The sequence below is a fragment of the Pseudomonas sp. WPR_5_2 genome (assembly GCF_003634475.1).
Lineage (GTDB): Bacteria > Pseudomonadota > Gammaproteobacteria > Pseudomonadales > Pseudomonadaceae > Aquipseudomonas > Aquipseudomonas izuensis.
Genome location: NZ_RBLA01000001.1, coordinates 38,678 through 64,199 on the forward strand (window position 1 = coordinate 38,678; position 25,522 = coordinate 64,199).

Below are 25,522 nucleotides of genomic sequence, written 5' to 3' on the forward strand. Positions count from 1 at the left end.
CATTCGGTGTGTCAGGTTTTCGATGAGTCGTTGATGGCTTCGGCCAGGTCCCGGTATTCCTCGCAGCTGGTGTTGCCGCAAATCGATTTGATCTGCCGCAACTGTTCCTGGGCAAGATCCAGCTGACCCTTGATCACATAGGCTTCGCCGAGGTACTCGCGAACCTTCGCGTACTGCGGGTCGAGCTTGACCGACTGCAGGTAATAACCGATGCCTTCGTCGGTGCGGCCCAGTTTACGCGTAACGTAGCCGCGATAGTTCAGCGCCTTGGCGGTATTGGGGTCTTTGAGCGTGTCGAGCAGCGCCAGGGCCTCTTCGTAGCGCCCGGCCTTAGCTAGCTGATAAGCATAATCGGTACGGTCGGCGTCCGGCACCAGATTGCTGGTTTGCTTGACGCATTTCTGCGACTTCTTGTCGAGGACCTGGCCTCTGGGGCACTGGGGAGCGGCGGGAGCGTCATCGTCGCCGTGGGCCCATGCCTGTGACCCGGACAGCACAACAGCGAGTATCAAGGGGGCGGTGAATATCGAGTAGCGGCTATTCATGGGGAATGCTCCACGCGTATCAGGGTTGGGACAGCGAACGGGCCGAAAAGGTTGGGTGTCGGTGACCACCTGATATTGAACACCGCTGCGTGACCAATTATTCATTTTTTTCTTTTGGTTTGCCCAAGGGGCTTCAGGTCAGCGGCGCGGCCATTCGCGAGCAGGCTCGCTCCCACAGGGGAACGCATTTCAAATGTAGGAGCGAACCTGCTCGCGAAGAGGCCGGCAACGGCACCGCATCACTCAACCGGTCCCGTTTTTGGCCGAACCACTGCCTTACTGCCCACCTCCAGGCCTTGGTATAGTCGGGCCTCTTTTTTGCCTGCTAAAAGGATCACCGGCATGTCTCAATACACCGCGTTCACCGTCGAACTGGTTGATAAAATCGCCCATGTGCAAATCAATCGCCCGGAAAAGATCAATTCGATGAACGCTGCGTTCTGGAGCGAAATCGTCGAGATTTTCCAGTGGATCGACGACACCGACGAAGTGCGTGTGGTGGTCCTCAGTGGTGCCGGCAAGCACTTTTCCTCCGGCATCGACCTGATGATGCTGGCCGGCGTCGCCAATGAGCTGGGCAAGGACGTCGGGCGCAATGCACGTCTGCTGCGACGCAAGATCCTCACCCTGCAAGCGTCCTTCAACGCCGTCGATAACTGCCGCAAACCGGTGCTCGCGGCCATCCAGGGCTATTGCCTGGGGGGCGCCATTGATCTGATCGCTGCATGCGACATGCGTTACGCCGCCGAAGACGCGCAGTTCTCGATCAAGGAAATCGACATCGGCATGGCCGCCGACGTTGGCACACTGCAACGCTTGCCGCGGATCATCGGTGACGGCATGCTGCGTGAACTGGCTTACACTGGTCGCACTTTCGGCGCCGAGGAAGCGCGTGGCATGGGACTGGTCAATCGCGTCTACAGCGACACCGCCAGCCTGCTCGACGGCGTCATGGGCATTGCCCGAGAGATTGCGGGCAAGTCGCCGATTGCTGTCACCGGCACCAAGGAGATGATCAGCTACATGCGCGATCATCGCATCGATGACGGCCTTGAATACGTCGCTACATGGAACGCCGCCATGCTGCAATCCACCGATTTACGCGTGGCCATGGCCGCCCACATGAGCAAACAGAAACCCGAATTTCTGGATTGATTGAAAAATGACTCCACGCTGGACCACTGCAGTTCTGGACACCGATCAACCTGGCGGCTGGGCCGTGGCGCGTAGCCCGGAAGGCTTTCTGTTCGATGACAATGGCGCGTTGTTTCCCCGTGAATGGCTCAAGCGCCAGGAGCTGCCCATTCTGGCCGAACACGGTATTGGTCACCTCGACGGCGAACCGGTGTACCTGCTGGAGTTGCGCAACCACAGCGAAGTGTCGGGTTGCAACTGGAAAGGCCTGCGGGCGTTCATGCTCGAAGGCGATCACACGCTCTACAAAGTGCTCGGTTACGCCGCGCAGATCGGCACCTGGGCCCGTGAACATCGCTTTTGCGGCAACTGCGGCCAGGCCATGACCCAGGTGCCAAGGGAGCGGGCCATGTATTGCCAGCCCTGCGACATACGCAGCTATCCGCGGATTTCGCCGAGCATGATCGTGCTGGTGACCCGTGGCGACGAGATTTTGCTGGGGCGTTCGCCACGCTTTGTGCCAGGGGTCTACAGCACGCTGGCGGGGTTTGCCGAACCGGGCGAATCGGCCGAGGATTGCCTGATTCGCGAGGTGCGTGAAGAAGTGCGGATCGAGGTGAAGAACATCCAGTACATGGGCAGCCAGTGCTGGCCGTTCCCGCACTCGATGATGCTCGGCTTCCATGCCGAATACGCCGGTGGCGAGATCGTCTGTCAGGAGGACGAAATCGAAGACGCCCAGTGGTTCAACGTGCATGCGCTGCCGCCATTGCCGGCGTCGCGCTCGATTGCCCGTTACCTGATCGACGTCTACGTGGCGCGGCGTTTAGGCCACGCTGAACCAGTGTTGCCAGGCTAGTCGCACGGTCAGCCCCAGCACCACGGTGATGAACACCGGACGAATGAACTTCGCGCCGCCGCTGATGGCGGTGCGAGCACCGAAGAACGCCCCGACCATCACCGACAGGCCCATGCACAGGCCGATGATCCAGTCCACCTGCCCGGAAAACACGAACACCGACAGCGCCGCAATGTTGCTGACGAAGTTCATGCTGCGCGCCACGCCGCTGGCCTTGACCAGATCGATCGGGTACAGCAGCAGGCTGCTGACGGTCCAGAATGCGCCGGTGCCGGGACCGGCCACGCCATCGTAGAAACCCAGGCTGAAGCCCTGGGTCGATTGCCACTTCTTCTTGATCGGTGCGTCGCTGTCCAGCGGCGCTTTTGGCGTGCCGCCAAACAGCAGGTAAAGGCCGCAGGCGAAGACGATGACGGGCAGCATCTTGTTCAGCCATTCCGCTGGCAGGTAATGCGCGACGATGGCACCGGTCAGCGCACCGACCAGGGTGCCGACGATGGCGTGCATCCACTGTTTGGGGTGGAACAGCTTGCGGCGGTAGAAAGTGAAGCTGGCGGTGGCCGAGCCGAAGGTCGAACTGAGCTTGTTGGTACCCAGCACCAGGTGTGGCGGCAAACCGGCGGTGAGCAGGGCCGGGGTGGTCAACAGGCCGCCACCGCCAGCGATGGCATCGATGAAACCGGCAATGAAAGCGACAAGGGCCAGAATGGCCAGGGTGGTAAGGTCAACGCTGAGTTCGAAAGGCATGGAATCGGCTTAATCGGCAGGGTGCAGCGAAGGGGCTGCGGGGAAGGGCCGGTATCTTACCGTTATCCGACATCTGCCGCGACCCGCCAGACCAACACAAAACCTGTGGGAGCGAGCCTGCTCGCGAAGAGGCTATCAGATCCAACATGATGGTTGGCTGACACACCGCTTTCGCGAGCAGGCTCGCTCCCACAGTTTTAACAGTGGTTACAGGCCGAGATCCGACAGACCCGGATGATCATCCGGCCGGCGACCCAGCGGCCAGTGGAACTTGCGGTCGCTTTCCTTGATCGGCAGGTCGTTGATGCAGGCAAACCGGTTGGCCATCAGGCCATTCTCGTCGAACTCCCAGTTTTCGTTGCCATAGGAGCGGAACCAGTTGCCCGAATCGTCGTGCCATTCATAGGCATAACGCACGGCGATACGGTTACCGGTAAAGGCCCAGAGTTCCTTGATCAGCCGATAGTCCAGCTCCTTGGCCCATTTACGGGTCAGGAAGCCCTTGGCTTCTTCGCGGTTGTAGGCGAACTCGGCGCGGTTACGCCATTTGGTGTCCAGGGTGTAGGCCAGCGACACCCGTTCCGGGTCGCGGGAGTTCCAGCCGTCTTCGGCCAGGCGGACTTTTTCGATGGCCGATTCACGGGTGAAGGGCGGCAATGGCGGACGAACTTCGGCATTAGACATTTCACGTCTCCGTATAAAGTTAAAGTTCCAGCACGTTTCGGGCTTGATTAAGTTATTACAGGTCCAATAACTTTCGCGCCATGCATTGCGCATTATCGGCGGCACTGTGATCACCCATTACAAGCGCCACGGTTATGGCACCGTCAATCAGGATCAGCAGCTGTTTGGCCAGCAACTGCGGATCTTCGGCGCCATGTTCGGTACACAGCTCGCAAACGTAGTCGAGCAGCTTCTGTTTGTGGTCTTTGGCGACCAGGCGGACCGGGTCCTGCGGATCGCCGGTTTCGCCACTGGTGTTGATGAAGGCGCAGCCGCGAAAGCCTTCCGAGACAAACCAGGACTTGAGCACGGTAAACAGGTTGAGCAGGCGGTCGGCCGGGGTTTCGGCCTGGCCGACTTCGCTTCTGTACCAGTGCATCCAGCGTTGGTCCCGGCGTTGCAGGGCTGCGACGGTGAGCTCCTCCTTGTTGGCGAAGTAGCGGTAGATGCTTTTTCTGGAGACGCCGGCGGTTTTCACCAGAAGATCCATGCCGGTGGCGGCAATGCCACTTTTGTAGATCAACTTTTCGGCGACATCCAGAATGATATCGCGTGTGTCGTTGCTGTTTGATTCGTTCATATGGCTTACAGTAGAACGATCGTTCTCCTTGGTCAAGCAGCTATTTTTATGTTTGTAAAATCACCTTTGCGAGCAGGCTCGCTCCCACAGGGGAATGCATTTCAAATGGGGGAGCGAGCCTGCTCGCGAAGAGGCCCTCACAGACGATGACAAGACCCAGGCCAATCCATGGTGTAAGCTCTCAAACTCTCTGGATTCGACCCGATTGCGAGCCCTATGCCGTTGCTTTTCAAACGTTCCCTGCTGCCCAAACTGCGCAGTTTTCCGTTGACCGCCGATGCCGTCACCATCCTCTCTGGCGCTGCCGAGTTCCGTCGTTGCTTGCTGGAAAAAATTGCCGGCGCCACGCAGCGCATTTATATCGTCGCGCTGTACCTGCAACAGGATGAGGCAGGCCAGGAAATTCTCGATGCCTTGCACGCAGCCAAGCTGGCGCGTCCGCATCTGGACGTGGTGGTCGTCGTCGACTGGCTGCGCGCCCAGCGCGGTCTGATCGGTGCCGGCAAGCAACCGGGCAACTCGGCCTGGTATCAGGAGATGACCCGTACCCACGAAAGCGAAGTACCGGTGTATGGCGTGCCGGTGCAGACCCGCGAGCTGTTCGGCGTATTGCATCTGAAGGGCTTCATCATCGACGACTGCGTGATCTACAGCGGTGCGAGCCTGAACAACGTCTACCTGCACAAGTTCGAAAAATACCGCTACGACCGTTATCACCTGCTGCACAACCGTGCCCTGGCCGACTCGATGCAGCATCTGGTTCAACATGGCCTGGTGGCTTCCAAGGCGGTGCATCGCCTCGACCTGCCGAACCTGCCGACCACCCGCAGCCTGCGCAACGATATCGGCGACCTGCGCAGCCGCCTCAAGCACGCGGCGTACGACACGACCGAGGGCACTACGGATAAAGGCGGCCTGTCGGTGAGCCCGTTGCTGGGTGTGGGCAAGAACAACCCGCTGAACCGGGTGATCTGTGAACTCATTGCCAGCGCCCAGCAGCAACTGACCATTTGCACGCCGTACTTCAATTTGCCGCTGGCGATCATTCGCGAGATCAACCGGGCATTGGCCCGCGGCGTGAAGATCGACATCGTGGTGGGCGACAAAACCGCGAACGACTTCTACATTCCACCGAGCGAGCCGTTCAAGGTGATCGCGGCGCTGCCGTATCTTTACGAAATCAGCCTGCGCCGCTTCGCCAAGCGCCATCAGCGCAACATCGACAGCGGCCAGTTGAACCTGCACCTGTGGAAGGATGGCGATCACACCTACCACCTCAAGGGCATGTGGATCGATCAGCGCTACACCTTGCTGACCGGCAACAACCTCAACCCGCGGGCGTTCCGCCTCGACCTGGAAAACGCCTTGCTGATCGATGATCCGAAAGGCGAATTGCTCGAACCGCGTGCCAAGGAATTGAAAGAAATTTTCCAGCACACGACGCGCATCGAGCGTTATCAGGATCTGGAAACATTGCCTGAATACCCGGCGGGGGTGGCGAAGTTTCTCAAGCGTGTGAGCCGGGTCAGGATTGAGCGGTTGCTGTACCGGATTCTGTAAAAAAGCATTCGCGAGCAGGCTCGCTCCCACAGTGGATTTGTGTTCGACACATAACCCTTGTGGGAGCGAGCCTGCTCGCGAAGAGGCCCGCTCAGACGCTACGAAACTCAGTTCAAACCAAGCTTGCCCCGCAACGTCGACAAATCCTCAGCCAATGTATTGACCGGCCCCACCAGCGCCTTGCGGTCGCTTTCCTTCACTTTGTCATAGGTCTCGAAACCGCCATCCCTGGTTTTGTACTTGGCCAGTGTCTTGTTCACCGTGGCAAAGTTCTTGTCGACCTTGGCGATGAACGCCGCGTCCTGTTTCTCGATTTGCGGACGGAACAGGTCGACGATTTTCTTCGCGCCGTCGATGTTGCCCTGGAAGTCATAAAGGTCGGTGTGGCTGTAGCGATCTTCCTCGCCGGCGATCTTGGTGGCCGCCACTTCTTCCAGCAGCGCAGCGGCACCGCCGACAACTTTTTCCGGCGGGAAGGTCAGGCCGGCGACACGGCTTTGCAGGTCTTTGACGTTCTTGTCCAGGCCATCCGCCAACTCGCCCAGACCCTGGGTGCTGTTTTCCGAGAACAGCGAATATTCGATGCGGTGGAAACCGGTGAAGTCTTCAGCCTTCACACCCTTTTCATGGTCATCGACCCGGGAGTCGATAGAGGCATCGAGGTCACTGAACAGCTCGGCGATCGGCTCGATCGATTCGTAGTAAACCCGGGTTGGCGCATAGAGCTTTTTCGCGGTGGCCAGGTCACCTTTTTTCACCGCGTCAGTGAACTGCTGGGTGTGGCTGGCCAGTTCATCCAGTTGCTCTGTAACGTAGATCTTGTAGTCGGAAATGGGTTGCACCAGCTCCAGCGGCGCCGTTGCGGCGAAAGCCGAAAGCGGAGTGTTGAGCAAGCCCAGGGTCAGCAGTATCGCGAGTGGCGACTTTTTCATGAAGTGGCTCCGTGAGGTCAAGCAGGGTTTTTTATGTGTGTTGCATTCAGCAGCGAGCGACCGATGAAGTCCTGATCGCCCGTAACACCGGGCAAGGTAAAGAAATACCCGCCGCCCACCGGCTTCAGGTATTCCTCCAGCGGCTCGCCGTTGAGCCTCGTTTGCACGGTGATAAAGCCTTTTTCCAGATCGGCCTGGTAGCAGATGAACAACAGGCCCATTTCGAGCTGACCGTTCTTGTTCACGCCGTTGGAGTAGTTGAACGGCCGACGCAGGATCAGGTTGGCCTGGGTCGCGGCGGTGCGCGGGTTGGCCAGGCGGATGTGCGCATCGAGTCTGGTCAGCTTGCCGTCGGGGTCTTTGGCGTAGTCGGGCACTTCGGTTTCACGGCTGCCACCCATGGGCGCGCCGCTGCTTTTGACCCGGCCAAGAATGCTTTCCTGTTCCTGCAAGGGCGTGCGGTCCCAGCGTTCGACGAAGTTGCGGATGATTCGCACCGCCTGGTAGCTGCCATTGACGGCCCAGGCCGGTTCGTCGCTGCCCGGTTGCACCCAGACAATGCTGTCCATGGCCTTGGCATCGTTGGAGTCGGGGTTGGCCGAACCATCGCGAAAACCCAGGAAGTTGCGCGCGCTCTGCGCAGGTTTTCCGGGTTTAGCCGGGGCCTGGGGTGGCACGCTGCCTTCCTGCTTCCAGCGCACCAGCAGCAGGTCCGGGAGGTTTTTCACGATGTCGCGCAGGGCGTGGATGTTGGTGTCGGTGGTGTTGGCACAGAACTGCAGGCTCAGGTCGCCGTGGCAGCAATCGGCTTCCAGCGCATCGTTGGGGAAGCCGACCATGCGCATCAGGCGCTTGGGCTTGACGTTCGCCAAGCCGAAACGCTCATCGAACAATGAGGCGCCCACCGACACGGTGATGGTCAGGTTGTCCGGCGTGACGGTCGGGCCAAGAATCCCCGAATCCACCGGCGGCAGTTTCGGATCGACTTGTGCCACCGGGCCACCCTTCATCAGGAATGCGATTCGTTCGTTGAGGGTGCGGAACAGCCGCTCCAGGTCGTCGCGGTCGCTGGCCAGCACATCGAACGACACCAGCATGCCGGACGCCGGTCGCGGGGTGACGATGCCGCTCTGGTGCTTGCCATGGAATGCATGACGGTCTTCGGTGCGGTCACTGCTGGGGGCTTCGGTGACTTGCGCGGGGCTCGCAGCCATGGCCGGGCAGCTCAGCGCTACACCTGTGAGGGCGACACCGGCGGCGCCCATGCCCATCAATACCCGGCGACGTTGAAGGTTGAATGGCTCTGAATCGTTCATCTGGAAGTCGTCTTCTGCTTAAAGGCCGGAAAGGCCAAGGGCGGGATCGATGTCGTCGAGTGCGGTGGCTAATGCCTTGGCCTTGTCGGCGATCTGCTGGCGCTGTGCGGCGCTGACGCTGTCGTAACTGGCGTAGCTGTCATTGAGCTTGAAACCATTGAGCTGGGCATCGAAGGCAGCCAGCGCGCTGTCGATTTTCGGTAACAGGTCGGCGGCAGACTTGGCCAGCAGCGGACGCAGCAGTTCGACAACCTTTCGCGCAGCGTCGAGGTTGCCGGCAAAGCCGTTCAGGTCGCTGTGGCTGTAACGTTCTTCTTCGCCGCTGCCGGCACGGACTTCGCTCATGTTGTTGAGGTTGCGCACCACGATGCTCACCAGTTGTTCCGGTAGCAGCGACTGGGCCAGCAGCTGTTGTTTGAGGCGGGTGACATCGGTCAGCAGGCGCTGGGCGACCGGTGCCAGACCGTCGAGGTCGCGTTGCTGGAACAGCGCGTATTCGAGGCGATGGAAGCCCGTGAAAGCAGGGTCCTGTTCGCGTTTTTCGAAGTAATCGGCACGGGCGTTGATCCCGTTGTCCAGCTCGGCCATGCGCTGGGCAGCAGGGGCCAGCCGTTGATAAGCGGCGCGAGCGGGAATGTACAAGGCTTGAGCCTGGCTCAAGTCTCCGGCTTCGATGGCTTGATCGAGCGCGGAGACGGTCTGGATCAGCGCAGTACCCTGGCTGTTCAGGTACACGCGAAATTCCGACAACGGTCCCACGAAGGCGACCATCGACGGTCTGGCTTTGGCCGCCGCATCCGAAGCCGCCGTCGGCGTTACGTGCAAGGTGCCGCGCGGGTTGCTCAGCAAGCCGCAGGTGATGGCGTAATCGCCGGGCAACAGGTTGGCGTTGATCACCTGGCTCAAGCCTGGCGCGATGTTTTCCCGCTCTTCGATCACCAATACACCGTCGAGGATTTCCCATTCAACGGCACGGTCGGACCGGTTGACGATCCGGAAACTGGCGTGGCCGGCTGGAACGGTCAGCGCATTGGGTTCGCAGCTGTGCGGATCAATGGTCACCAATACTTCGTCGCGGTTGGCCTGGCGTTTGGCGGCGGCCATTTTCGAGGCGTAGTAGAACAGGCCACCGGCAGCGATCATCACGATCACCGAACCGACCACGGCCCAGCGCAAGGCGCGGGGAGGTGAGGCCTGGGGAGAGGCTGAATTTGGCATGATTGTCCTTACTGGCTGGTAAAAACGGGTTGCTAACCCCTGTGGGAGCGAGCCTGCTCGCGAAAAATCCAAAGGCATCGCTGGGGCATCTGGTTTAGCGCGTTATCGTTGACGACCATCGCGAGCAGGCTCGCTCCCACAAGGGCCTGTGTTGGGTGTCGGAGCCGGGAGGAAGAACATCACCAGGGCCACCAGCAGATAGATCAGATACGCGCCCAGGGTGCTGACGGTCGGTGCATCCTGATAACCGAACATCCCGGCCAACACCGAGCCCAACGGGCCGTCCATCGGCAGCGTTGAGCTGATGTCGAAGAGCACGGTTTGCAGGTGATTCCAGACGCCGGCTTCGTGCAGCGCTTGCACGGAATTGGCGAGGATCCCGGCGGCTACCACGAGGATGAACAGGCCGGTCCAGCGAAAGAACGCGCCAAGGTTCAGGCGCATGCTGCCGGTGTAGATCAGGACACCGATGACGATCGCCAGGATCAGGCCGAGCAGGGCACCGACCGGTGCGGCCGGGCCTTCGCTTTGCTGGAACACCGCGAGCAGGAAAAAAACCGTTTCAAGGCCTTCCCGGGCCACGGCGAAAAACACCATGGCAATCAGCGCCGTCACTTGATGTCTGGAGCCGGTCAGTGCCTGATCGAGGGACGCCTGCAACGAATGCTTGATCGAACGCGCCACCTTGCGCATCCAGAACACCATGGAGCTCAAAATGCCGACGGCCAGCAGGCCGACCACGCCTTCAAACAGTTCCTGTTGCTTTTGCGGAAACTCGGCGCTGACCAGTTCCAGGCCGCCGCCGACCAGCAGGGCCAGGGCGGCGGCGAGGAATACGCCGATCCACACAGCGGGCATCCATTGGCCGCGGCCGGTCTGTTTCAAGTAGCTGGCGATGATGCCAACGATCAACGCGGCCTCGATGCCTTCGCGCAGCATGATCAGGAAAGGAACGAGCATTCAGCACCGTGTCGGAAATAGATAGGGTGCTAATTTGTAACATAATGACACTCATTCCCAAATGGGAGTCATTGACATTTACCTGAACCTAAGCTGAACAACCCTGAATATCACAGCGCCCCCCCTATGGGAGCAAGCCTGCTCGCGAAAGCGGAGCGTCAGACACATTTGTATTGAATGCGAAGCCGCCTTCGCGAGCAGGCTCGCTCCCACAAGGGATCTGCGCAGCGCGGGCGGCTGCGCTAATATGCCCACCACTCAAACAAGCACAGGGCTCGCCTCGCGCAATGTCGGAAAAAGACACCATTTCCATTCAGCTGGTGCGTGAAGCGCTGTTGCAAAGTTGCACCCCCGGCATTACCACCATCGAGGCGTTGAACAAGGTCGGCATCGATCCGTCTCTATTGCTCAGCAATGCTGCGCGGGTGCCGGCCACCGCCTATGCGCGGCTATGGCGCCTGCTGGCGCGGCGTGGGGACGATGAGTTTTTCGGCATGGACCCGCGCAAGCTCAAATCCGGTAGCCTGGCGTTTCTCTGTCGCTGCGCCATGGTCCAGCCGAGCCTGGCGGCGGGGCTCACCAGTGGCCTGGGTTTCCTGTCCTTGATGCTCGAGCGCATGCCTGCCGAACTGGTGCGTCAGCAGAGCCTGGCGGAAATCGTGCTGTTGGAAGATGACCACGAGCCGCGCCGCGCCTTCACCTACTTCACCTACTGGATGATCGTGCACGGTGTCGCGTGCTGGCTGGCCGGGCGGCGCATTCCGATACTGGCCATCGAACTGCGTTGTCCGCAGCCGGATTTCTGCGATGACTATCAGGTGATGTTTTCCGAGAACCTGCGGTTTGACCGGCCACGCACGCGGATGATTTTCTCCGCCGATTGCCTGGATCTGCCAATCAAGCGCACGGAGCAAGAGCTCCAGCGCTTCCTGGCTCAGGCGCCGGCGAACATTCTGGTGAAATATCGCGACCCCCAGAGCCTGGCCAGTCGGATCAAGCATGATCTGCGACAACTGCCTGCCGAACAGTGGCCGGAAACCGAGGCGCTGGCGCAACGCCTGTGCATGTCGGCCTCGACCCTGCGCCGACGACTGGCCGAGGAGGGCCAGACCTACCAGGGGCTCAAGGACAGTGTGCGCAAGGAACTGGCCATTGTCTGGCTGGCAGAGCCGAGTATCAGCTTCGCGGAGATCGCCACGCGACTGGGGTTTGCCGATGCGAGTTCGTTCTACAAAGCGTTTCGCAAGTGGTCGGGGTCCAATCCGGGGCATTACCGCAGTTTGATCCTCAACGAAGCCACCTGATCAGACATTTTGCGTTGACCGGACAGGCCTCATCGCTGGCAAGCCAGCTCCCACAGGATTTGTGTGTTTTCAAAATTGACACATGACCTGTGGGAGCTGGCTTGCCAGCGAAGGGGCCCTCACAGGCACCACATCTCTCAGAACCTTGGCCAAACCAGTCAAGCAACTTGATAACTTTGACCATTGCCCCGCACCCCGCGCAGAGCGAGTATTTCCCTGTTGGTCACGGTTCCCCCAACCCAATAAAAATACAAAGGGATTCTGGCAATGCGCGATTACTTGTCTGCCACAGAACAGTTCAATTATCAGCACACCGTCGACGCCGCGCTCGCCGGCGATTTGACGGCTCTCAATGCCTGCATCGAGTGTTGTGACCGGCATGCATTGCCGGGGCGTATCGCGCTGTTCTGGGAAGGCCGCGATGGCGCCAGCGCGACCTATACCTTCAGCGACCTGCAGGACAAGGCCGCGCGATTCGCCAATTTCCTGCTGGCGCAAGGGGTTAAAAAGGGCGACAAGGTCGCCGGCCTGCTGCCGCGTAACATCGAATTGCTCATCACCGTGTTCGCCACCTGGCGCATCGGCGCGGTCTACCAGCCGCTGTTCACCGCCTTCGGCCCGAAAGCCATCGAACACCGCCTCAATTCCTCGGGCGCCAAAGTGGTGGTCACCGACGCGGTCAACCGGCCGAAACTCGCTGAAGTCGCCGATTGCCCGACCATCGTCACCGTCACCGGCCCCAAGGGGCAGGGCATTGTCCGGGGCGATTACAGTTTCTGGGCCGAACTGGCCAACCATTCTCCCGAATGCGAACCGGTGCTGCTGACCGGTGAAGACCCGTTCCTGCTGATGTTCACCTCGGGCACCACCGGTCCGTCGAAAGCGCTGTCGGTGCCGCTCAAGGCCATCGTCGCCTTCCAGAGCTACACCCGGGATGCCGTGGATCTGCGCCCGGAGGACGCGTTCTGGAACGTCGCCGATCCGGGTTGGGCCTATGGCATCTATTTCGGCGTGACCGGCCCGATGTCGATGGGGCACCCGATCACCTTCTACGATGGCCCGTTCACCCTCGAAAGCACCTGCCGGGTCATCAACAAATACGGGATCACCAACCTCACCGGCTCGCCCACGGCGTACCGCCTGTTGATTGCCGGCGGCGACGAATTCGCCCGATCGATCAAAGGCAAGTTGCGCATCGTCAGCAGCGCCGGGGAGCCGCTGAACCCGGAAGTGATCCGCTGGTTCGCCGATAACCTTGGGGTGGTCATCCATGACCACTACGGCCAGACCGAACTGGGCATGGTCCTGTGCAACCACCACGGCCTGGAGCACCCGATCCACCTGGGCGCCGCCGGTTTTGCCTCGCCCGGCCATCGCATCGTGGTGCTGGACGATGAGTACCAGGAACTGGGCGTCGGCCAGCCGGGCATTCTGGCCATCGACCGCAGCCAATCGCCGATGTGCTGGTTCGCCGGCTACGAAGGTGCACCGACCAAGGCGTTCGTCGGTCACTACTACTTGAGCGGCGACACCGTCGAGTGGAACCCGGACGGCAGCATCAGTTTCGTGGGCCGCAGCGACGATGTGATCACCACGTCCGGCTACCGCGTCGGCCCGTTCGACGTGGAAAGCGCCTTGATCGAACACCCGGCGGTAGTGGAAGCGGCGGTGGTCGGCAAGCCCGATCCGGAGCGCACCGAACTGGTCAAGGCCTTCGTGGTGCTCAGCCCGCAATACTGCGCGGCGCCGGAACTGGCCGAAGAGCTGCGCCAGCACGTGCGCAAACGCCTGGCGGCGCACTCGTACCCCCGTGAAATCGAATTTGTCAGCGAGTTGCCGAAAACCCCAAGCGGCAAATTGCAGCGCTTTATCTTGCGCAACCAGGAAATCGCCAAGGCTCAAGAGGCCGCGGCGAAGAACGTTTCAGCTTGAATCGAAGGAAACAATGATGCAGATCGAAAACAAGGTTTTTCTCGTTACCGGCGGGGCTTCCGGCCTGGGTGCGGCCACCGCTGAAATGCTGGTGGCCGCCGGTGCCAAGGTGATGCTGGTGGACATGAACGCCGAAGCGGTCGCAGCGCAGGCCCAGCGCCTGGGCGCGCAAAGCGTGGTGGCGGACATCAGCGACGAAGCGGCGGCGCAAGCGGCGGTGCAGGCCACGGTCAAGGCCTTTGGCGGCCTCAATGGCCTGGTCAACTGCGCCGGCATCGTGCGCGGCGAGAAGATCCTCGGCAAGAACGGTCCGCATGCGCTGGCAAGCTTCAGCCAAGTGATCAACGTCAACCTGATCGGCAGCTTCAACATGCTGCGCCTGGCTTCGGCGGCGATTGCCGAAACCGAAGCGGACGCCGGTGGCGAACGCGGCGTGATCATCAACACCGCGTCGGCGGCGGCCTATGACGGGCAGATCGGCCAGGCGGCCTACGCGGCCTCCAAAGGTGCCATCGTCAGCCTGACCTTGCCCGCCGCCCGTGAACTGGCGCGTTTCGGCATCCGCGTGATGACCATCGCCCCGGGCATTTTCGAAACGCCGATGATGGCCGGCATGACCCAGGAAGTGCGCGACTCCCTGGCCGCTGGCGTGCCGTTCCCGCCGCGCCTGGGCAAACCAGCCGAGTACGCTTCGCTGGTAAGGCATATCATTGAAAACAGCATGCTCAATGGCGAGGTGATCCGTCTCGACGGTGCCTTGCGCATGGCGGCTAAATAAGGAGGATTTGTCATGACCATTGCCAATGATCCAATCGTTATCGTCAGCGCTGTCCGCACCCCCATGGGCGGTTTCCAGGGCGACTTGAAAAGCCTGACCGCGCCACAACTCGGTGCCGCCGCGATCAAGGCCGCCGTCGAGCGTGCCGGTGTTGCACCGGACGCCGTCGATGAAGTGCTGTTCGGTTGTGTATTGCCCGCCGGCCTCGGCCAGGCGCCGGCCCGTCAAGCCGCGCTGGGTGCCGGGCTGGACAAGTCGACCCGCTGCACCACGGTGAACAAGATGTGCGGCTCCGGCATGGAAACCACCATGCTGGCCCATGACATGCTGCTGGCCGGCAGCGCCGATGTGGTCATTGCCGGTGGCATGGAAAGCATGTCCAACGCACCCTACCTGCTGGACCGCGCCCGCAGCGGTTACCGCATGGGGCATGGCAAGGTGCTCGATTCAATGTTCCTCGACGGCCTGGAAGATGCCTACGACAAGGGCCGCCTGATGGGCACTTTCGCCGAAGACTGTGCCGAAACCAACGACTTCAGCCGCGAAGCCCAGGACGCCTTTGCCATCGCCTCGACCACTCGCGCCCAACAGGCGATCAAGGACGGCAGTTTCAAGGACGAAATCGTCCCGCTGACTGTCACTGTCGGCAAGGAACAGGTGGTGATCAGCAACGACGAACAGCCGCCGAAAGCCAAGCTGGACAAGATCGCCTCGCTCAAACCGGCGTTCCGCGATGGTGGCACCGTGACCGCAGCCAACTCCAGTTCGATCTCCGACGGCGCGGCGGCCCTGGTGTTGATGCGCCGTTCCGAAGCCGACAAGCGCGGCCTCAAACCGCTGGCGGTGATTCATGGCCACGCGGCATTTGCCGATACACCGGGCCTGTTCCCGGTGGCACCGGTTGGCGCGATCAAGAAACTGATGAAGAAAACCGGCTGGTCGCTGGATCAGGTCGATCTGGTGGAAGTCAACGAAGCCTTCGCCGTGGTTGGCATGGCCGCGATGACCCACCTGGAAATCCCCCATGAGAAGCTCAACGTGCACGGCGGCGCTTGCGCCCTGGGCCACCCGATCGGTGCCTCCGGCGCGCGGATTCTGGTGACCTTGCTCTCGGCCTTGCGCCAAAAAGGCCTCAAGCGCGGCGTGGCGGCGATCTGCATCGGCGGTGGGGAAGCGACGGCGATGGCCGTGGAATGCCTGTATTAAGGCGAACGCCAATCCCTGTGGGAGCGAGCCTGCTCGCGAAGGCGCCGTGTCAGTCGACAATTTTGTTGAATGGCACACCGCATTCGCGAGCAGGCTCGCTCCTACAGGGTTAATGCTTTAACCCAATTAAGGACTGGTCATGATCCCCAATGACGAACAACTTCAGATCAGCGACGCCGCCCGGCAGTTTGCCCAGGAACGGCTGAAACCCTTCGCCGCCGAATGGGACCGTGAGCACCGCTTCCCCAAGGAAGCCATCGGCGAAATGGCCGAACTGGGCTTTTTCGGCATGTTGGTGCCGGAGCAATGGGGCGGTTGCGACACCGGTTACCTGGCCTATGCCATGGCCCTGGAAGAAATCGCCGCCGGCGACGGCGCCTGCTCGACCATCATGAGCGTGCACAACTCGGTGGGTTGCGTGCCGATCCTCAACTACGGCACCGACGATCAGAAAGAACGCTTCCTCAAGCCCCTGGCCAGCGGCGCGATGCTCGGCGCTTTCGCCTTGACCGAACCCCAGGCCGGTTCCGACGCCAGCGGCCTGAAAACCCGCGCCCGCCTGGAAGGCGATCACTACGTGCTCAACGGTTGCAAACAATTCATCACCTCCGGGCAGAACGCCGGGGTGGTGATTGTGTTCGCCGTCACAGACTCGAGCGCCGGCAAGCGTGGCATCACGGCGCTGATCGTGCCGACCGATTCACCGGGCTACAAAGTCGCCCGGGTCGAGGACAAGCTCGGCCAGCACGCCTCCGACACTTGCCAGATCCTCTTCGAGGACGTCAAAGTCCCGGTGGCCAACCGCCTGGGCGAAGAGGGCGAAGGCTACAGGATCGCCCTGGCCAACCTCGAAGGCGGCCGCGTCGGCATTGCCTCGCAATCGGTGGGCATGGCCCGTGCGGCGTTCGAGGCCGCTCGCGACTACGCCCGTGAACGCGAGAGCTTCGGCAAGCCGATCATCGAACATCAGGCAGTCGCATTCCGCCTGGCGGACATGGCCACCCAGATCGCCGTGGCCCGGCAGATGGTGCATTACGCCGCCGCCCTGCGTGACAGCGGCAAGCCGGCTTTGGTCGAAGCATCGATGGCCAAGCTGTTCGCCTCGGAAATGGCCGAAAAGGTCTGCTCCTCGGCATTGCAAACCCTCGGCGGCTACGGTTACCTGAACGACTTCCCGCTGGAGCGGATCTACCGCGACGTGCGGGTTTGCCAGATCTACGAAGGCACCAGCGATATTCAGCGCATGGTCATTTCGCGCAATCTTTGAATAGGAGTGAATGTGTGAACTACGAAACGATTCTGTTGGAAACCCACGGCCGCGTAGGCCTGATCACCCTCAACCGTCCGCAGGCACTCAACGCGTTGAACGCGCAGATCGTCAGCGAACTGAACCACGCCCTCGATGGCCTGGAGAAGGACTCGAACATCGGCTGCATCGTGCTGACCGGCTCGAAAAAAGCCTTCGCCGCCGGTGCCGACATCAAGGAAATGGCCGAGCTGACCTACCCGCAGATCTACCTCGACGACCTGTTCAGCGATAGCGATCGCGTGGCCAATCGCCGCAAGCCGATCATTGCCGCGGTCAACGGTTTCGCCCTGGGTGGCGGCTGTGAGCTGGCGCTGATGTGCGATTTCATTCTGGCTGGCGACAACGCCAAATTCGGCCAGCCGGAAATCAACCTCGGCGTGCTGCCGGGCATGGGCGGCACCCAGCGCCTGACCCGCGCCGTGGGCAAGGCCAAGGCCATGGAAATGTGCCTGAGCGGGCGCCTGATCGATGCGGTGGAAGCGGAGCGTTGCGGGATCGTCGCGCGCATCGTGCCGAGTGATGAGCTGCTGGATGAAGCGCTGAAAGTCGCGGCGTTGATCGCCAAAAAGTCCTTGCCGATTGCAATGATGGTCAAGGAAAGCGTCAACCGTGCCTTTGAAGTGAGCCTGTCCGAAGGCGTGCGCTTCGAGCGTCGGGTGTTCCATGCGGCGTTTGCGACCCAGGATCAGAAAGAAGGGATGGCGGCGTTCGTTGCCAAGCGTGAGGCGGAGTTCCAAGGCAAGTGATATAGCGTCTTCACGGACGTCTTCGCGAGCAGGCTCGCTCCCACAGTAGATCTGAGTGCTAATGAGATCCTCTGTGGGAGCGAGCCTGCTCGCGAAGCTTTTAGGACCTGCAAACTCAGCTATTCTTGACGACTTTCGTGAACCAAATCACCGGAGGTCGACATGCGCATCGGATTCATCGGGCTGGGTTCCATGGGTAAAGGCATGGCAGCCAATCTACTCAAGGCTGGTCATCAGGTGCTGGTATGGAACCGCAGTCAAGGCGCGGTCGAGACGCTGGTGAAACAGGGCGCCGTCGCTCTCAAACACCCGGGCGAGGCATTCGATGCCGAAGTCGTGATCAGCATGCTCGCCGATGACGCCGTGACCCGCAGCATCCTGATCGACAGCGGTGCCCTGGCTTCGAGCAAGCCGGGTCTGATTCACTTGAGCATGGCCACACTGTCGGTGGCGTTCATTCGGGAGATGGTCGAGGCGCACGCCAGCGCCGGGGTCCAGTTGATTGCCGCGCCAGTGTTCGGGCGCAATGATCTGGCCGAATCCGGCTTGCTCAATATCGCCGTCGCCGGTCCTCAAGCGGCCATTGCCAAGGTTCAGCCATTGCTGGACGTACTCGGGCAGAAAACCTGGCCCATGGGTGAAGACCCACTCAATGCCGGCATTCTCAAAATCGCCACCAACATGATGCTGATCAGTGCCATCGAAGCCACCGGTGAAGCGATGGCGTTGACGCAAAGTTATGGCGTGGCCAATACCGATTTTGTCGATTTCATTACCAGCACATTGTTCGCGGCACCGGCCTACAAGGTCTATGGGCCGAAGATCGCCCGGCGTGAAACCGAGGGGGCGGGGTTCACGTTACGTCTGGGTCTGAAGGATGTGGGGTTGGCGTTGAAAGCCGGGGAGCCGAATCACGTGCCGCTGCCGTTTGCCAGTGTGTTGCGCGATAACCTGCTGGATGCGGTGGCGCTGGGCGAGGGGGAGAGCGATCTGGCGGCGCTGGGGGTGAGGGCGATCAAGCGTTCCGGGCAGGGTTAAGTGATGAGGGGTATTCGATGACGCCTTCGCGAGCAGGCTCGCTCCCACATGAGATCTCATGCACATTGAAGATCCTTTGTGGGAGCGAGCCTGCTCGCGAAGCCTTTAAATCTTCAAACCAGATAGTTTTTCAGTTCCCGGGCAATCACCATCCGCTGAATCTCGCTCGACCCCTCGTAAATCTGCGTGATCCGCGCATCCCGGTAGTAACGCTCCACCGGATAATCCTCCAGATACCCATAGCCGCCATGAATCTGTATCGCTGACGAGCAGACCTTCTCGGCCATTTCCGACGCGAACAGCTTGGCCTGCGAAGCCTCCGACAGGCAGGGCTGGCCGGCACTGCGCAGACGCGCGGCATGCAGGATCATCAGCCGTGCGGCGTTGAGTTGCATGTGCATGTCCGCCAGCAGGTTGGCGATGCTCTGGTGCTCGATGATCGGCTTGCCGAACTGCACGCGATCGCGGGCGTAGGCCAGCGCGGCTTCGAACGCCGCACGGGCAATGCCCAGCGCCTGGGCGGCGATGCCGATGCGGCCGCCTTCGAGGTTGGACAGGGCGATGGCCAGGCCTTTGCCGCGTTCACCCAGCAGGTTGGCCTCGGGGACGGTGCAGTCGTTCAGCGTCACCGCGCAGGTATCGGAAGCGCGGATGCCCATCTTGTGTTCGCTGCGGTCCACAGTGAAGCCGGGGGTACTGGTGGGCACCAGGAACGCCGAAATGCCACGCTTGCCGAGGTCCGGGTCGGTCACGGCAAACACGATCGCCAGTTTTGCCCGTTTGCCGTTGCTGACAAACTGCTTGGCGCCGTTGATCACCCACTGGCCGTCGCGCAGTTCGGCGCGGGTACGCAGGTTGTGCGCTTCGGAACCGGCCTGGGGTTCGGTCAGGCAAAAGCAGCCGATGGCCTGGCCGCTGGCCAGATCCGCCAGCCAGGTCTGCTTCTGTTCTTCAGTGCCGTAGTTGAGCACCGGCCCACAGCCCACCGAGTTGTGGATGCTCATCATCGCGCCAGTGGCGCCGTCACCGGCGGATATTTCCTCCACCGCCAGGGCATAGGCGACGTAATCGACGTAGGTGCCGCCCCATTCCTCGGGCACCACCATGCCCAGCAGGCCGAGTTCGCCCATCTTCGCCACCAGCGCGTCGTCGATCCAGCCGGCCTTCTCCCAGGCCTGGGCATGGGGGGCGATTTCACCGCGGGCAAAGTCCCGGGCCATGTCGCGGATCATGACTTGCTCTTCGCTCAATTCGATATCGTGCATGGCTCAGCTCCCGGTCTGGTCAAACCCGTTGAAGAAACTCGCCACGTGTCCGGCGTCCAACGCCTGGAGGGTGGGCGGATTCCAGCGCGGGTTCTTGTCTTTGTCGATCAGCAAGGCGCGCACGCCTTCGATCAGGTCGCCGCGCTCGAACCACTGGCGGTCCAGGTGCAGCTCAAGGGCGAAGCATTGTTCAAGGCTCAAGTGCCGACCGCGTCGCAGCATCTCCAGCGTCACGCCCATGGCCAGCGGCGAACGGGTTTGCAGCAGGTCGGCGGTGGTGGTGGCCCACACATGGCTGTCGGCGACCGTTACTTCCCGCAATTGCTCAACAATACTCGGCACATCAGGCAAGGCGAAGAAGTGGTCGATGGCCGGGCGCAGCGCGTGCAACGGGGCGTCAGGCAGCTGTTGCACGGCGAGTGTCGCCAGCATGCCTTGCAGGTCTTTGAGCGGTGTGTCGTGCCATTGCAGCTGATCGAGTTTTTCGTCCAACGCGGCCAGCTTGCTGCTGTCCAGATACCAGTCGGCCAGGCCGCAATACAAGGCATCGGCCGCGCGGATCTGCACGCCGCTGACGCCCAGGTATATCCCCAGTTCGCCGGGAATGCGCGGCAGGAAGTAACTGCCACCGACGTCCGGGAAGTAACCGATACCCACTTCCGGCATCGCCAGGCGGCTCTTTTCGGTGACTACCCGCAGATCGGCGCCCTGTACCAGACCCATGCCGCCGCCCAGGACAAAGCCGTCCATCAATGCCAGGACCGGTTTGCGGTAGTGATGAATCGCGAGGTCGAGGGCATATTCTTCGACGAAGAAATCTTCGTGCAGCGTGCCGCCGCTTTTGAAGCTGTCATGCAGCGAACGAATGTCGCCACCGGCGCAGAAGGCTTTTTCGCCGGCACCGCGCAGGACCACCGCATGCACCTGCGGGTCCTGGGCCCAGGCATCGAGCTGGCGGTGCAGGCTGCGGACCATGTCCAGGGTCAGGGCGTTGAGGCCGGCGGGGCGGTTGAGGGTCAAATGACCGACGTGGTTGCGAACTTCGGCCAGCACTTCGTTTTGCATGGCATCCATGGACGTGGTCCCCGGAGAAGAAACCTGAGCAGTCATCAGTAACTCCCTGCTTTTATTGTTCTTTATAGACAAGCTCGCGCGCGAGCGATGCTGGATCGTAACAGTGCAAATTTGCCGTGTACAACCCGGATAACTGCAGGTTGGCTGTGCATTTTTGCAGTTGAGAACGGAAGGGGCCTGGGTTACGCGCCCCTTGTAGGAGCCGGCTTGCTGGCGAAGACCAGGGGCCAGTCAACAATGCGGTGCCTGACCCACCGCCATCGCCAGCAAGCCGGCTCCTACAGGGGATGCGCGGCAATCGGCGACAGAATCGGCTGTGAGCAGCCTGTGTTCAGCGCAGTTGCGCTGTTTTAACGCCGGCTTACGACACCCGCGCCGTCCCGGCAATTGGCATCCTGACGGTCCGTTTAAAGCGCTTGTTGCACTGCGCTGGAGATGGACTTCACATCCGGCGACTGGCTTGAACCGGTCGAAAACAACAATAAATATGGCTGCGGTGAGAACCGCATCGACTCTCTGCCCCTGTAAAAAAGTGTGGTTCGGCGCAGTCGCCGGATCGCGATAAATCAAAATAATCCGGGACTCAAGAAGATGAACATCAAATGGCTGACTTTGCCGGCACTCGCGTTGCTGTGCTGCACCACCGGCGCGAGCGCCAAGGAATGGAAGGAATTGCGATTTGGCGTCAATCCGAGCTACCCACCCTTTGAATCCACCACGGCCGATGGCGGCGTGCAGGGTTTCGGCGTGGATTTGGGCAATGCGATTTGTGCCGAGCTGAAGCTCACCTGTGTTTGGGTCAGCAACGATTTCGACGGATTGATTCCGGGGCTCAAGGCCGGGAAGTTCGACGCCATCGAGTCCTCGATGACCGTGACCGATGCACGCAAAAAACAGATCGATTTCACCGATCGCCTGTACGCCGGGCCGACCGCCATCGTCACCCGCAAGGACTCCCGCCTGTTGCCCACCGCCGAGTCGCTGCGCGGCAAGACCATCGGCTACATGCAGGGCACGATTCAGGAAACCTACGCCAAGGCCAAACTGGGTCCGGGCGGGGTGAAGTTGCGCGCGTATCAGAATCAGGATCAGGTCTACGCCGACCTGGTGTATGGCCGTCTCGATGCGTCGATCCAGGACAAGCTGCAAGCGCAGATGAGCTTCCTGACCTCGCCACAAGGGGCCGGTTTCCAGAACAGCGAAGGCATCAGTGACCCGCTGGTGCCGTCGGAAATCGCCATTGGCGTGCGCAAGGACAACGAAGAACTCAAAGGCATGCTCAATGCCGCCATCAAGGCCCTGCATGACAAGGGTATCTACGCACAGATCCAGCAGAAGCATTTCGGCGATCTGGACCTCTACAACAACTGATCCTCGCCCCCCTGTCGTTGTGTTGCAGCGATAGGGGGGCATCAAGACAGGTGACTGGCGTGAATTCCTTCCTGAATGTTCTGGGGGTCGACCTTTCGGCCCTGCAAGGCTATGGCCCTTTGTTGCTGCACGGCACCTGGGTCACCCTCAAACTGTCGGCGCTTGCGCTATTGGTGAGCATGGCACTGGGGTTGCTCGGTGCGGCGGCCAAGTTGTCGCCGCTCAAACTTCTCAACCTGCCGGCGACCTTCTACACGACGCTGATCCGCGGCGTGCCGGACCTGGTGTTGATGCTGCTGATTTTCTACAGCCTGCAAGGCTGGCTGAGCGCCCTGACCGAGACCATGGGCTGGCCTTACATGGAGATCGACCCGTTTGTGGCCGGCATTGTCACCCTCGGTTTTATCTATGGCGCGTATTTCACCGAGACCTTTCGCGGGGCGATCCTGAGTGTGCCGCGCGGGCAACAGGAAGCCGCCGCGTGTTTTGGCCTCAATCGCTGGCAGCGTTTTCGTTTCGTGGTATTCCCGCAAATGATGCGTTTCGCCTTGCCGAGCCTGGGCAACAACTGGCTGGTGCTGCTCAAGGCCACGGCGCTGGTGTCGATCATCGGACTGTCGGACCTGGTCAAGGTGGCGCAGGAGGCCGGCAAAAGCACGTTCAATATGCTTGATTTTCTGCTGCTGGCCGCAGCCCTCTACCTGCTGATCACCAGTGCGTCGAACTCTGTGTTGCGGGTGCTGGAGCGACGCTACAACCAGGGCGTGCGGGGGATGGCGCGATGATCGAGTTGATTGCCGAATACTGGAAACCCTTTCTGTTCAGCGACGGCGAAACCCTGACCGGGCTGGCCATGACGTTGTGGTTGCTGGTGGCGAGCATCGCGATGGGGTTTGTCTTGTCATTGCCCCTGGCGATCCTGCGGGTTTCGCGTTGGGGTCTGTTGCGCTGGCCGGTTCAGCTGTTCACCTATGTGTTTCGCGGCACGCCGTTGTATATCCAGCTGCTGATTTGCTACAGCGGGATATACGGCATTGCCGTGGTGCGCTCGCAGCCATTGCTCGAAGCGTTTTTCCGCGACGCGATGAATTGCACCTTGTTGGCATTCACCCTCAACACCTGCGCTTACACCGTGGAAATTTTCGCCGGGGCGATCCGCAGCATTCCCTACGGCGAAATCGAAGCGGCGCATGCCTACGGCCTGAGTGGCTGGCGCCTGTATCTGCAGCTGATCCTGCCCTCGGCATTGCGCCGCGCGCTGCCGTATTACAGCAACGAAGTGATCCTGATGCTGCACGCGACTTCGGTAGCGTTTACCGCAACGATTCCGGACATTTTGAAAATCGCCCGGGATGCCAATGCCGCGACCTTCATGACCTTTCAGGCCTTCGGCATTGCCGGCCTGCTGTACCTCGGGCTGTCGTTCGGGCTGGTCGCGGCGTTCCGCCTGGCGGAGAAGCGCTGGCTGAGTTTTCTCGGCCCGACCCACTGACTTTCATTCTTCAATCCAGAGCGGCGCCCAGCAGGCAGCCGCTCCAGGAGCACTCGCATGTACAAACTCACGGTTGAAAATCTGTATAAACGTTTTGGTGACAATGAAGTGCTCAAGGGCGTCTCGTTGAACGCACGCGCTGGGGACGTGGTGAGCATGATCGGCGCCAGCGGTTCGGGTAAAAGCACCATGTTGCGTTGCATCAACTTTCTGGAGCGCGCTGACGAAGGGGCGATTGCACTGGATGGCGAGCGGGTGCTTACGCGTCAGGGTGTCGGTGGCATGCGCGTGGCCAACCCCAGGCAGTTGCAGCGTTTGCGCACGCGATTGGCAATGGTGTTCCAGCATTTCAATCTGTGGAGCCACCTGACCGTGCTGGAAAACATCGTATTGGCGCCCTGTCGGGTGCTGGGGATGAGTCGCAAGGCTGCTGAAGAGAGTGCGCGGGCCTATCTGGACAAGGTCGGTTTGCCGCAACGGGTCGCCGATCAGTACCCGGCGTTCCTGTCCGGCGGTCAACAGCAACGGGTGGCGATTGCCCGGGCGCTGGCGGTGGAACCGGAAATCCTGTTGTTCGACGAGCCGACCTCCGCGCTTGATCCGGAACTGGTGGGTGAAGTGCTGAAGGTGATCCAGGCACTGGCCGAAGAAGGCCGGACCATGCTGATGGTGACCCATGAAATGGGCTTTGCCCGGCAGGTCTCCAGCCAGGTGTTGTTCTTGCATCAGGGCCGGGTCGAGGAGCAGGGTGACGCATTGATCCTTGACCAGCCCAAGAGTGAACGTTTACAGCAATTCCTATCGGGTCGTTTGAAGTGAGGCAAGACATACATGGCGGATATCCGCGATCTGTCGATTGTGCTTGATCGTATCGATCAGGCCATCATCGAAGTGTTGCGCCACGAAGGGCGCATCACTTATCAAAAGCTGTCCGAACGCGTGCACCTGACGCCCAGACCCTGTCTGGAACGGGTGCGTAAACTCGAACAGCTCGGGGTCATTCGCGGGTATGGCGCGATTCTCGATGAGAAAAAACTGACGCCCGGGCTGTCGCTGCTGGTGTTGGTCGCGCTGTCGAACCAGAGCGGGCGTGCCGCGCAAAAAGCCTTCGAGGCCAAGGTCCGTGCTTGCCCGCAAGTGCTGGAATGCCGGTTGATTAGCGGCGCGTTCGACTACAGCCTGCGCATGCGTTGCCGGGACATGGAACATTACCGGGTGCTGACCGAAGTCTGGTTCGACGACCCGGATTTGCACATCGACAAACTGGTCAGCCACCCGGAACTGGCGATGGTCAAGACCACGATGGAATAGCAACTTGTGGGAGCGAGCCTGCTCGCGAAAGCGGTGTGTCAGTCCACATTGATGTTTGATGACACTCCGCCTTCGCGAGCAGGCTCGCTCCCACAGTTGATTTGTGTTGTTCGCCGAATCGG

Annotated in this window: 25 protein-coding genes; 15 read left to right on the plus strand and 10 right to left on the minus strand. The window is 60.8% G+C overall.

Annotated elements, in window-relative coordinates; genetic code table 11:
• Nucleotides 1-11 precede the first annotated feature (11 nt).
• Nucleotides 12-545, minus strand: a complete 534-nt coding sequence (locus tag BJ917_RS00155) for a tetratricopeptide repeat protein (protein ID WP_096511708.1) — start codon at nt 543-545, stop codon at nt 12-14.
• 342 nt (nt 546-887) lie between these two features.
• Between BJ917_RS00155 and BJ917_RS00160 the strand changes: the two genes are divergently transcribed.
• Together BJ917_RS00160 and nudC are read left to right on the plus strand one after the other, a co-directional pair.
• The gene (locus BJ917_RS00160) at nt 888-1,700 is read left to right on the plus strand and encodes a crotonase/enoyl-CoA hydratase family protein (RefSeq protein WP_096511707.1); all 813 of its coding nucleotides are present in this window, start codon (nt 888-890) and stop codon (nt 1,698-1,700) included.
• Nucleotides 1,701-1,707: 7 nt separating this feature from the next.
• A complete protein-coding gene (nudC, locus tag BJ917_RS00165) occupies nt 1,708-2,538 on the plus strand; it encodes an NAD(+) diphosphatase (protein WP_096511706.1) in 831 nt (276 codons plus the stop codon).
• On the opposite strand, the gene BJ917_RS00170 is transcribed toward nudC, so the two are convergent.
• The 3 genes from BJ917_RS00170 to BJ917_RS00180 all read right to left on the minus strand — a co-directional run bounded on the left by BJ917_RS00170 (nt 2,506) and on the right by BJ917_RS00180 (nt 4,588).
• Complete coding sequence (locus BJ917_RS00170) at nt 2,506-3,285, minus strand: TSUP family transporter (RefSeq protein WP_096511705.1); 780 nt, start codon at nt 3,283-3,285, stop codon at nt 2,506-2,508. The two genes, nudC and BJ917_RS00170, sit on opposite strands and share 33 nt — an antisense overlap.
• A gap of 207 nt (nt 3,286-3,492) precedes the next feature.
• Entirely contained in the window at nt 3,493-3,969 is a 477-nt protein-coding gene (locus BJ917_RS00175; RefSeq protein ID WP_096511704.1) for a nuclear transport factor 2 family protein, read from the minus strand.
• A 55-nt stretch (nt 3,970-4,024) separates the two neighbouring features.
• Complete coding sequence (locus BJ917_RS00180) at nt 4,025-4,588, minus strand: TetR/AcrR family transcriptional regulator (RefSeq protein WP_121100846.1); 564 nt, start codon at nt 4,586-4,588, stop codon at nt 4,025-4,027.
• A gap of 216 nt (nt 4,589-4,804) precedes the next feature.
• On the opposite strand from BJ917_RS00180, the gene pssA reads away from it, so the two are divergent.
• A complete protein-coding gene (gene pssA / locus BJ917_RS00185; RefSeq protein WP_121100849.1) occupies nt 4,805-6,148 on the plus strand; it encodes a CDP-diacylglycerol--serine O-phosphatidyltransferase in 1,344 nt (447 codons plus the stop codon).
• Nucleotides 6,149-6,255: 107 nt separating this feature from the next.
• Here pssA and efeO (BJ917_RS00190) read toward each other — a convergent pair whose 3' ends face one another.
• From efeO (BJ917_RS00190) to efeU, 4 genes are all read right to left on the minus strand, one after another.
• Entirely contained in the window at nt 6,256-7,080 is an 825-nt protein-coding gene (gene efeO / locus BJ917_RS00190) for an iron uptake system protein EfeO (protein ID WP_121100852.1), read from the minus strand.
• 17 nt (nt 7,081-7,097) lie between these two features.
• Nucleotides 7,098-8,396, minus strand: a complete 1,299-nt coding sequence (gene efeB, locus BJ917_RS00195) for an iron uptake transporter deferrochelatase/peroxidase subunit (protein WP_121100855.1) — start codon at nt 8,394-8,396, stop codon at nt 7,098-7,100.
• 18 nt (nt 8,397-8,414) lie between these two features.
• Entirely contained in the window at nt 8,415-9,614 is a 1,200-nt protein-coding gene (gene efeO, locus BJ917_RS00200; RefSeq protein WP_121100858.1) for an iron uptake system protein EfeO, read from the minus strand.
• A gap of 102 nt (nt 9,615-9,716) precedes the next feature.
• Nucleotides 9,717-10,574: an iron uptake transporter permease EfeU gene (gene efeU, locus BJ917_RS00205; protein ID WP_096511698.1), complete on the minus strand. Its 858-nt coding sequence runs from the start codon at nt 10,572-10,574 to the stop codon at nt 9,717-9,719.
• Between the two features lie 287 nt (nt 10,575-10,861).
• Here efeU and BJ917_RS00210 point away from each other — a divergent pair, with 287 nt between their 5' ends.
• From BJ917_RS00210 to BJ917_RS00245, 7 genes are all read left to right on the plus strand, one after another.
• Entirely contained in the window at nt 10,862-11,878 is a 1,017-nt protein-coding gene (locus BJ917_RS00210; protein WP_121100861.1) for an AraC family transcriptional regulator, read from the plus strand.
• 267 nt (nt 11,879-12,145) lie between these two features.
• Nucleotides 12,146-13,810 carry an AMP-binding protein gene (locus BJ917_RS00215; protein WP_121100864.1) on the plus strand — a complete coding sequence of 555 codons (1,665 nt, stop codon included), beginning with the start codon at nt 12,146-12,148 and terminating at the stop codon, nt 13,808-13,810.
• A gap of 16 nt (nt 13,811-13,826) precedes the next feature.
• On the plus strand, nt 13,827-14,588 hold the full coding sequence (locus BJ917_RS00220) for an SDR family NAD(P)-dependent oxidoreductase (protein ID WP_096511695.1): 762 nt from the start codon (nt 13,827-13,829) through the stop codon (nt 14,586-14,588).
• A 12-nt stretch (nt 14,589-14,600) separates the two neighbouring features.
• A complete protein-coding gene (locus BJ917_RS00225; protein WP_121100867.1) occupies nt 14,601-15,794 on the plus strand; it encodes an acetyl-CoA C-acyltransferase in 1,194 nt (397 codons plus the stop codon).
• Between the two features lie 139 nt (nt 15,795-15,933).
• Complete coding sequence (locus tag BJ917_RS00235; protein WP_121100870.1) at nt 15,934-17,061, plus strand: acyl-CoA dehydrogenase; 1,128 nt, start codon at nt 15,934-15,936, stop codon at nt 17,059-17,061.
• A 14-nt stretch (nt 17,062-17,075) separates the two neighbouring features.
• Nucleotides 17,076-17,849 (plus strand): enoyl-CoA hydratase, encoded by a 774-nt coding sequence (locus tag BJ917_RS00240; RefSeq protein ID WP_096511692.1) that lies wholly within the window; start codon nt 17,076-17,078, stop codon nt 17,847-17,849.
• A 162-nt stretch (nt 17,850-18,011) separates the two neighbouring features.
• Complete coding sequence (locus BJ917_RS00245) at nt 18,012-18,887, plus strand: NAD(P)-dependent oxidoreductase (RefSeq protein ID WP_121100872.1); 876 nt, start codon at nt 18,012-18,014, stop codon at nt 18,885-18,887.
• Between the two features lie 113 nt (nt 18,888-19,000).
• Here the strand turns inward: BJ917_RS00245 and BJ917_RS00250 are convergent, their stop codons facing one another.
• Together BJ917_RS00250 and BJ917_RS00255 are read right to left on the minus strand one after the other, a co-directional pair.
• On the minus strand, nt 19,001-20,152 hold the full coding sequence (locus tag BJ917_RS00250; protein ID WP_096511690.1) for an acyl-CoA dehydrogenase family protein: 1,152 nt from the start codon (nt 20,150-20,152) through the stop codon (nt 19,001-19,003).
• 3 nt (nt 20,153-20,155) lie between these two features.
• The gene (locus BJ917_RS00255; protein ID WP_121100877.1) at nt 20,156-21,262 is read right to left on the minus strand and encodes an enoyl-CoA hydratase/isomerase family protein; all 1,107 of its coding nucleotides are present in this window, start codon (nt 21,260-21,262) and stop codon (nt 20,156-20,158) included.
• A gap of 555 nt (nt 21,263-21,817) precedes the next feature.
• Between BJ917_RS00255 and BJ917_RS00265 the strand changes: the two genes are divergently transcribed.
• From BJ917_RS00265 to BJ917_RS00285, 5 genes are read left to right on the plus strand one after another with little or no spacing between them, the layout of a single operon-like run.
• Entirely contained in the window at nt 21,818-22,597 is a 780-nt protein-coding gene (locus BJ917_RS00265; protein WP_121100883.1) for a transporter substrate-binding domain-containing protein, read from the plus strand.
• 59 nt (nt 22,598-22,656) lie between these two features.
• Nucleotides 22,657-23,382: an ABC transporter permease gene (locus tag BJ917_RS00270; RefSeq protein WP_096511687.1), complete on the plus strand. Its 726-nt coding sequence runs from the start codon at nt 22,657-22,659 to the stop codon at nt 23,380-23,382.
• Nucleotides 23,379-24,089, plus strand: a complete 711-nt coding sequence (locus BJ917_RS00275) for an ABC transporter permease (protein ID WP_096511686.1) — start codon at nt 23,379-23,381, stop codon at nt 24,087-24,089. The genes BJ917_RS00270 and BJ917_RS00275 overlap by 4 nt, the downstream gene beginning before the upstream one ends.
• 57 nt (nt 24,090-24,146) lie before the next feature.
• A complete protein-coding gene (locus BJ917_RS00280) occupies nt 24,147-24,908 on the plus strand; it encodes an ABC transporter ATP-binding protein (RefSeq protein WP_096511685.1) in 762 nt (253 codons plus the stop codon).
• A gap of 12 nt (nt 24,909-24,920) precedes the next feature.
• Nucleotides 24,921-25,400, plus strand: coding sequence for an Lrp/AsnC family transcriptional regulator (locus BJ917_RS00285; RefSeq protein WP_007974731.1), 480 nt, complete (start codon nt 24,921-24,923; stop codon nt 25,398-25,400).
• Nucleotides 25,401-25,522: the final 122 nt, after the last annotated feature.

Excerpts from the sequence above, each read along its gene's own strand:
- BJ917_RS00155 (WP_096511708.1), bottom strand. The coding sequence starts at position 545 with ATGAATAGCCGCTACTCGATATTCACCGCCCCCTTGATACTCGCTGTT.
- BJ917_RS00160 (WP_096511707.1), top strand. The coding sequence starts at position 888 with ATGTCTCAATACACCGCGTTCACCGTCGAACTGGTTGATAAAATCGCC.
- nudC (WP_096511706.1), top strand. The coding sequence starts at position 1,708 with ATGACTCCACGCTGGACCACTGCAGTTCTGGACACCGATCAACCTGGC.
- BJ917_RS00170 (WP_096511705.1), bottom strand. The coding sequence starts at position 3,285 with ATGCCTTTCGAACTCAGCGTTGACCTTACCACCCTGGCCATTCTGGCC.
- BJ917_RS00175 (WP_096511704.1), bottom strand. The coding sequence starts at position 3,969 with ATGTCTAATGCCGAAGTTCGTCCGCCATTGCCGCCCTTCACCCGTGAA.
- BJ917_RS00180 (WP_121100846.1), bottom strand. The coding sequence starts at position 4,588 with ATGAACGAATCAAACAGCAACGACACACGCGATATCATTCTGGATGTC.
- pssA (WP_121100849.1), top strand. The coding sequence starts at position 4,805 with ATGCCGTTGCTTTTCAAACGTTCCCTGCTGCCCAAACTGCGCAGTTTT.
- efeO (WP_121100852.1), bottom strand. The coding sequence starts at position 7,080 with ATGAAAAAGTCGCCACTCGCGATACTGCTGACCCTGGGCTTGCTCAAC.
- efeB (WP_121100855.1), bottom strand. The coding sequence starts at position 8,396 with ATGAACGATTCAGAGCCATTCAACCTTCAACGTCGCCGGGTATTGATG.
- efeO (WP_121100858.1), bottom strand. The coding sequence starts at position 9,614 with ATGCCAAATTCAGCCTCTCCCCAGGCCTCACCTCCCCGCGCCTTGCGC.
- efeU (WP_096511698.1), bottom strand. The coding sequence starts at position 10,574 with ATGCTCGTTCCTTTCCTGATCATGCTGCGCGAAGGCATCGAGGCCGCG.
- BJ917_RS00210 (WP_121100861.1), top strand. The coding sequence starts at position 10,862 with ATGTCGGAAAAAGACACCATTTCCATTCAGCTGGTGCGTGAAGCGCTG.
- BJ917_RS00215 (WP_121100864.1), top strand. The coding sequence starts at position 12,146 with ATGCGCGATTACTTGTCTGCCACAGAACAGTTCAATTATCAGCACACC.
- BJ917_RS00220 (WP_096511695.1), top strand. The coding sequence starts at position 13,827 with ATGCAGATCGAAAACAAGGTTTTTCTCGTTACCGGCGGGGCTTCCGGC.
- BJ917_RS00225 (WP_121100867.1), top strand. The coding sequence starts at position 14,601 with ATGACCATTGCCAATGATCCAATCGTTATCGTCAGCGCTGTCCGCACC.
- BJ917_RS00235 (WP_121100870.1), top strand. The coding sequence starts at position 15,934 with ATGATCCCCAATGACGAACAACTTCAGATCAGCGACGCCGCCCGGCAG.
- BJ917_RS00245 (WP_121100872.1), top strand. The coding sequence starts at position 18,012 with ATGCGCATCGGATTCATCGGGCTGGGTTCCATGGGTAAAGGCATGGCA.
- BJ917_RS00250 (WP_096511690.1), bottom strand. The coding sequence starts at position 20,152 with ATGCACGATATCGAATTGAGCGAAGAGCAAGTCATGATCCGCGACATG.
- BJ917_RS00255 (WP_121100877.1), bottom strand. The coding sequence starts at position 21,262 with ATGACTGCTCAGGTTTCTTCTCCGGGGACCACGTCCATGGATGCCATG.
- BJ917_RS00265 (WP_121100883.1), top strand. The coding sequence starts at position 21,818 with ATGAACATCAAATGGCTGACTTTGCCGGCACTCGCGTTGCTGTGCTGC.
- BJ917_RS00275 (WP_096511686.1), top strand. The coding sequence starts at position 23,379 with ATGATCGAGTTGATTGCCGAATACTGGAAACCCTTTCTGTTCAGCGAC.
- BJ917_RS00280 (WP_096511685.1), top strand. The coding sequence starts at position 24,147 with ATGTACAAACTCACGGTTGAAAATCTGTATAAACGTTTTGGTGACAAT.
- BJ917_RS00285 (WP_007974731.1), top strand. The coding sequence starts at position 24,921 with ATGGCGGATATCCGCGATCTGTCGATTGTGCTTGATCGTATCGATCAG.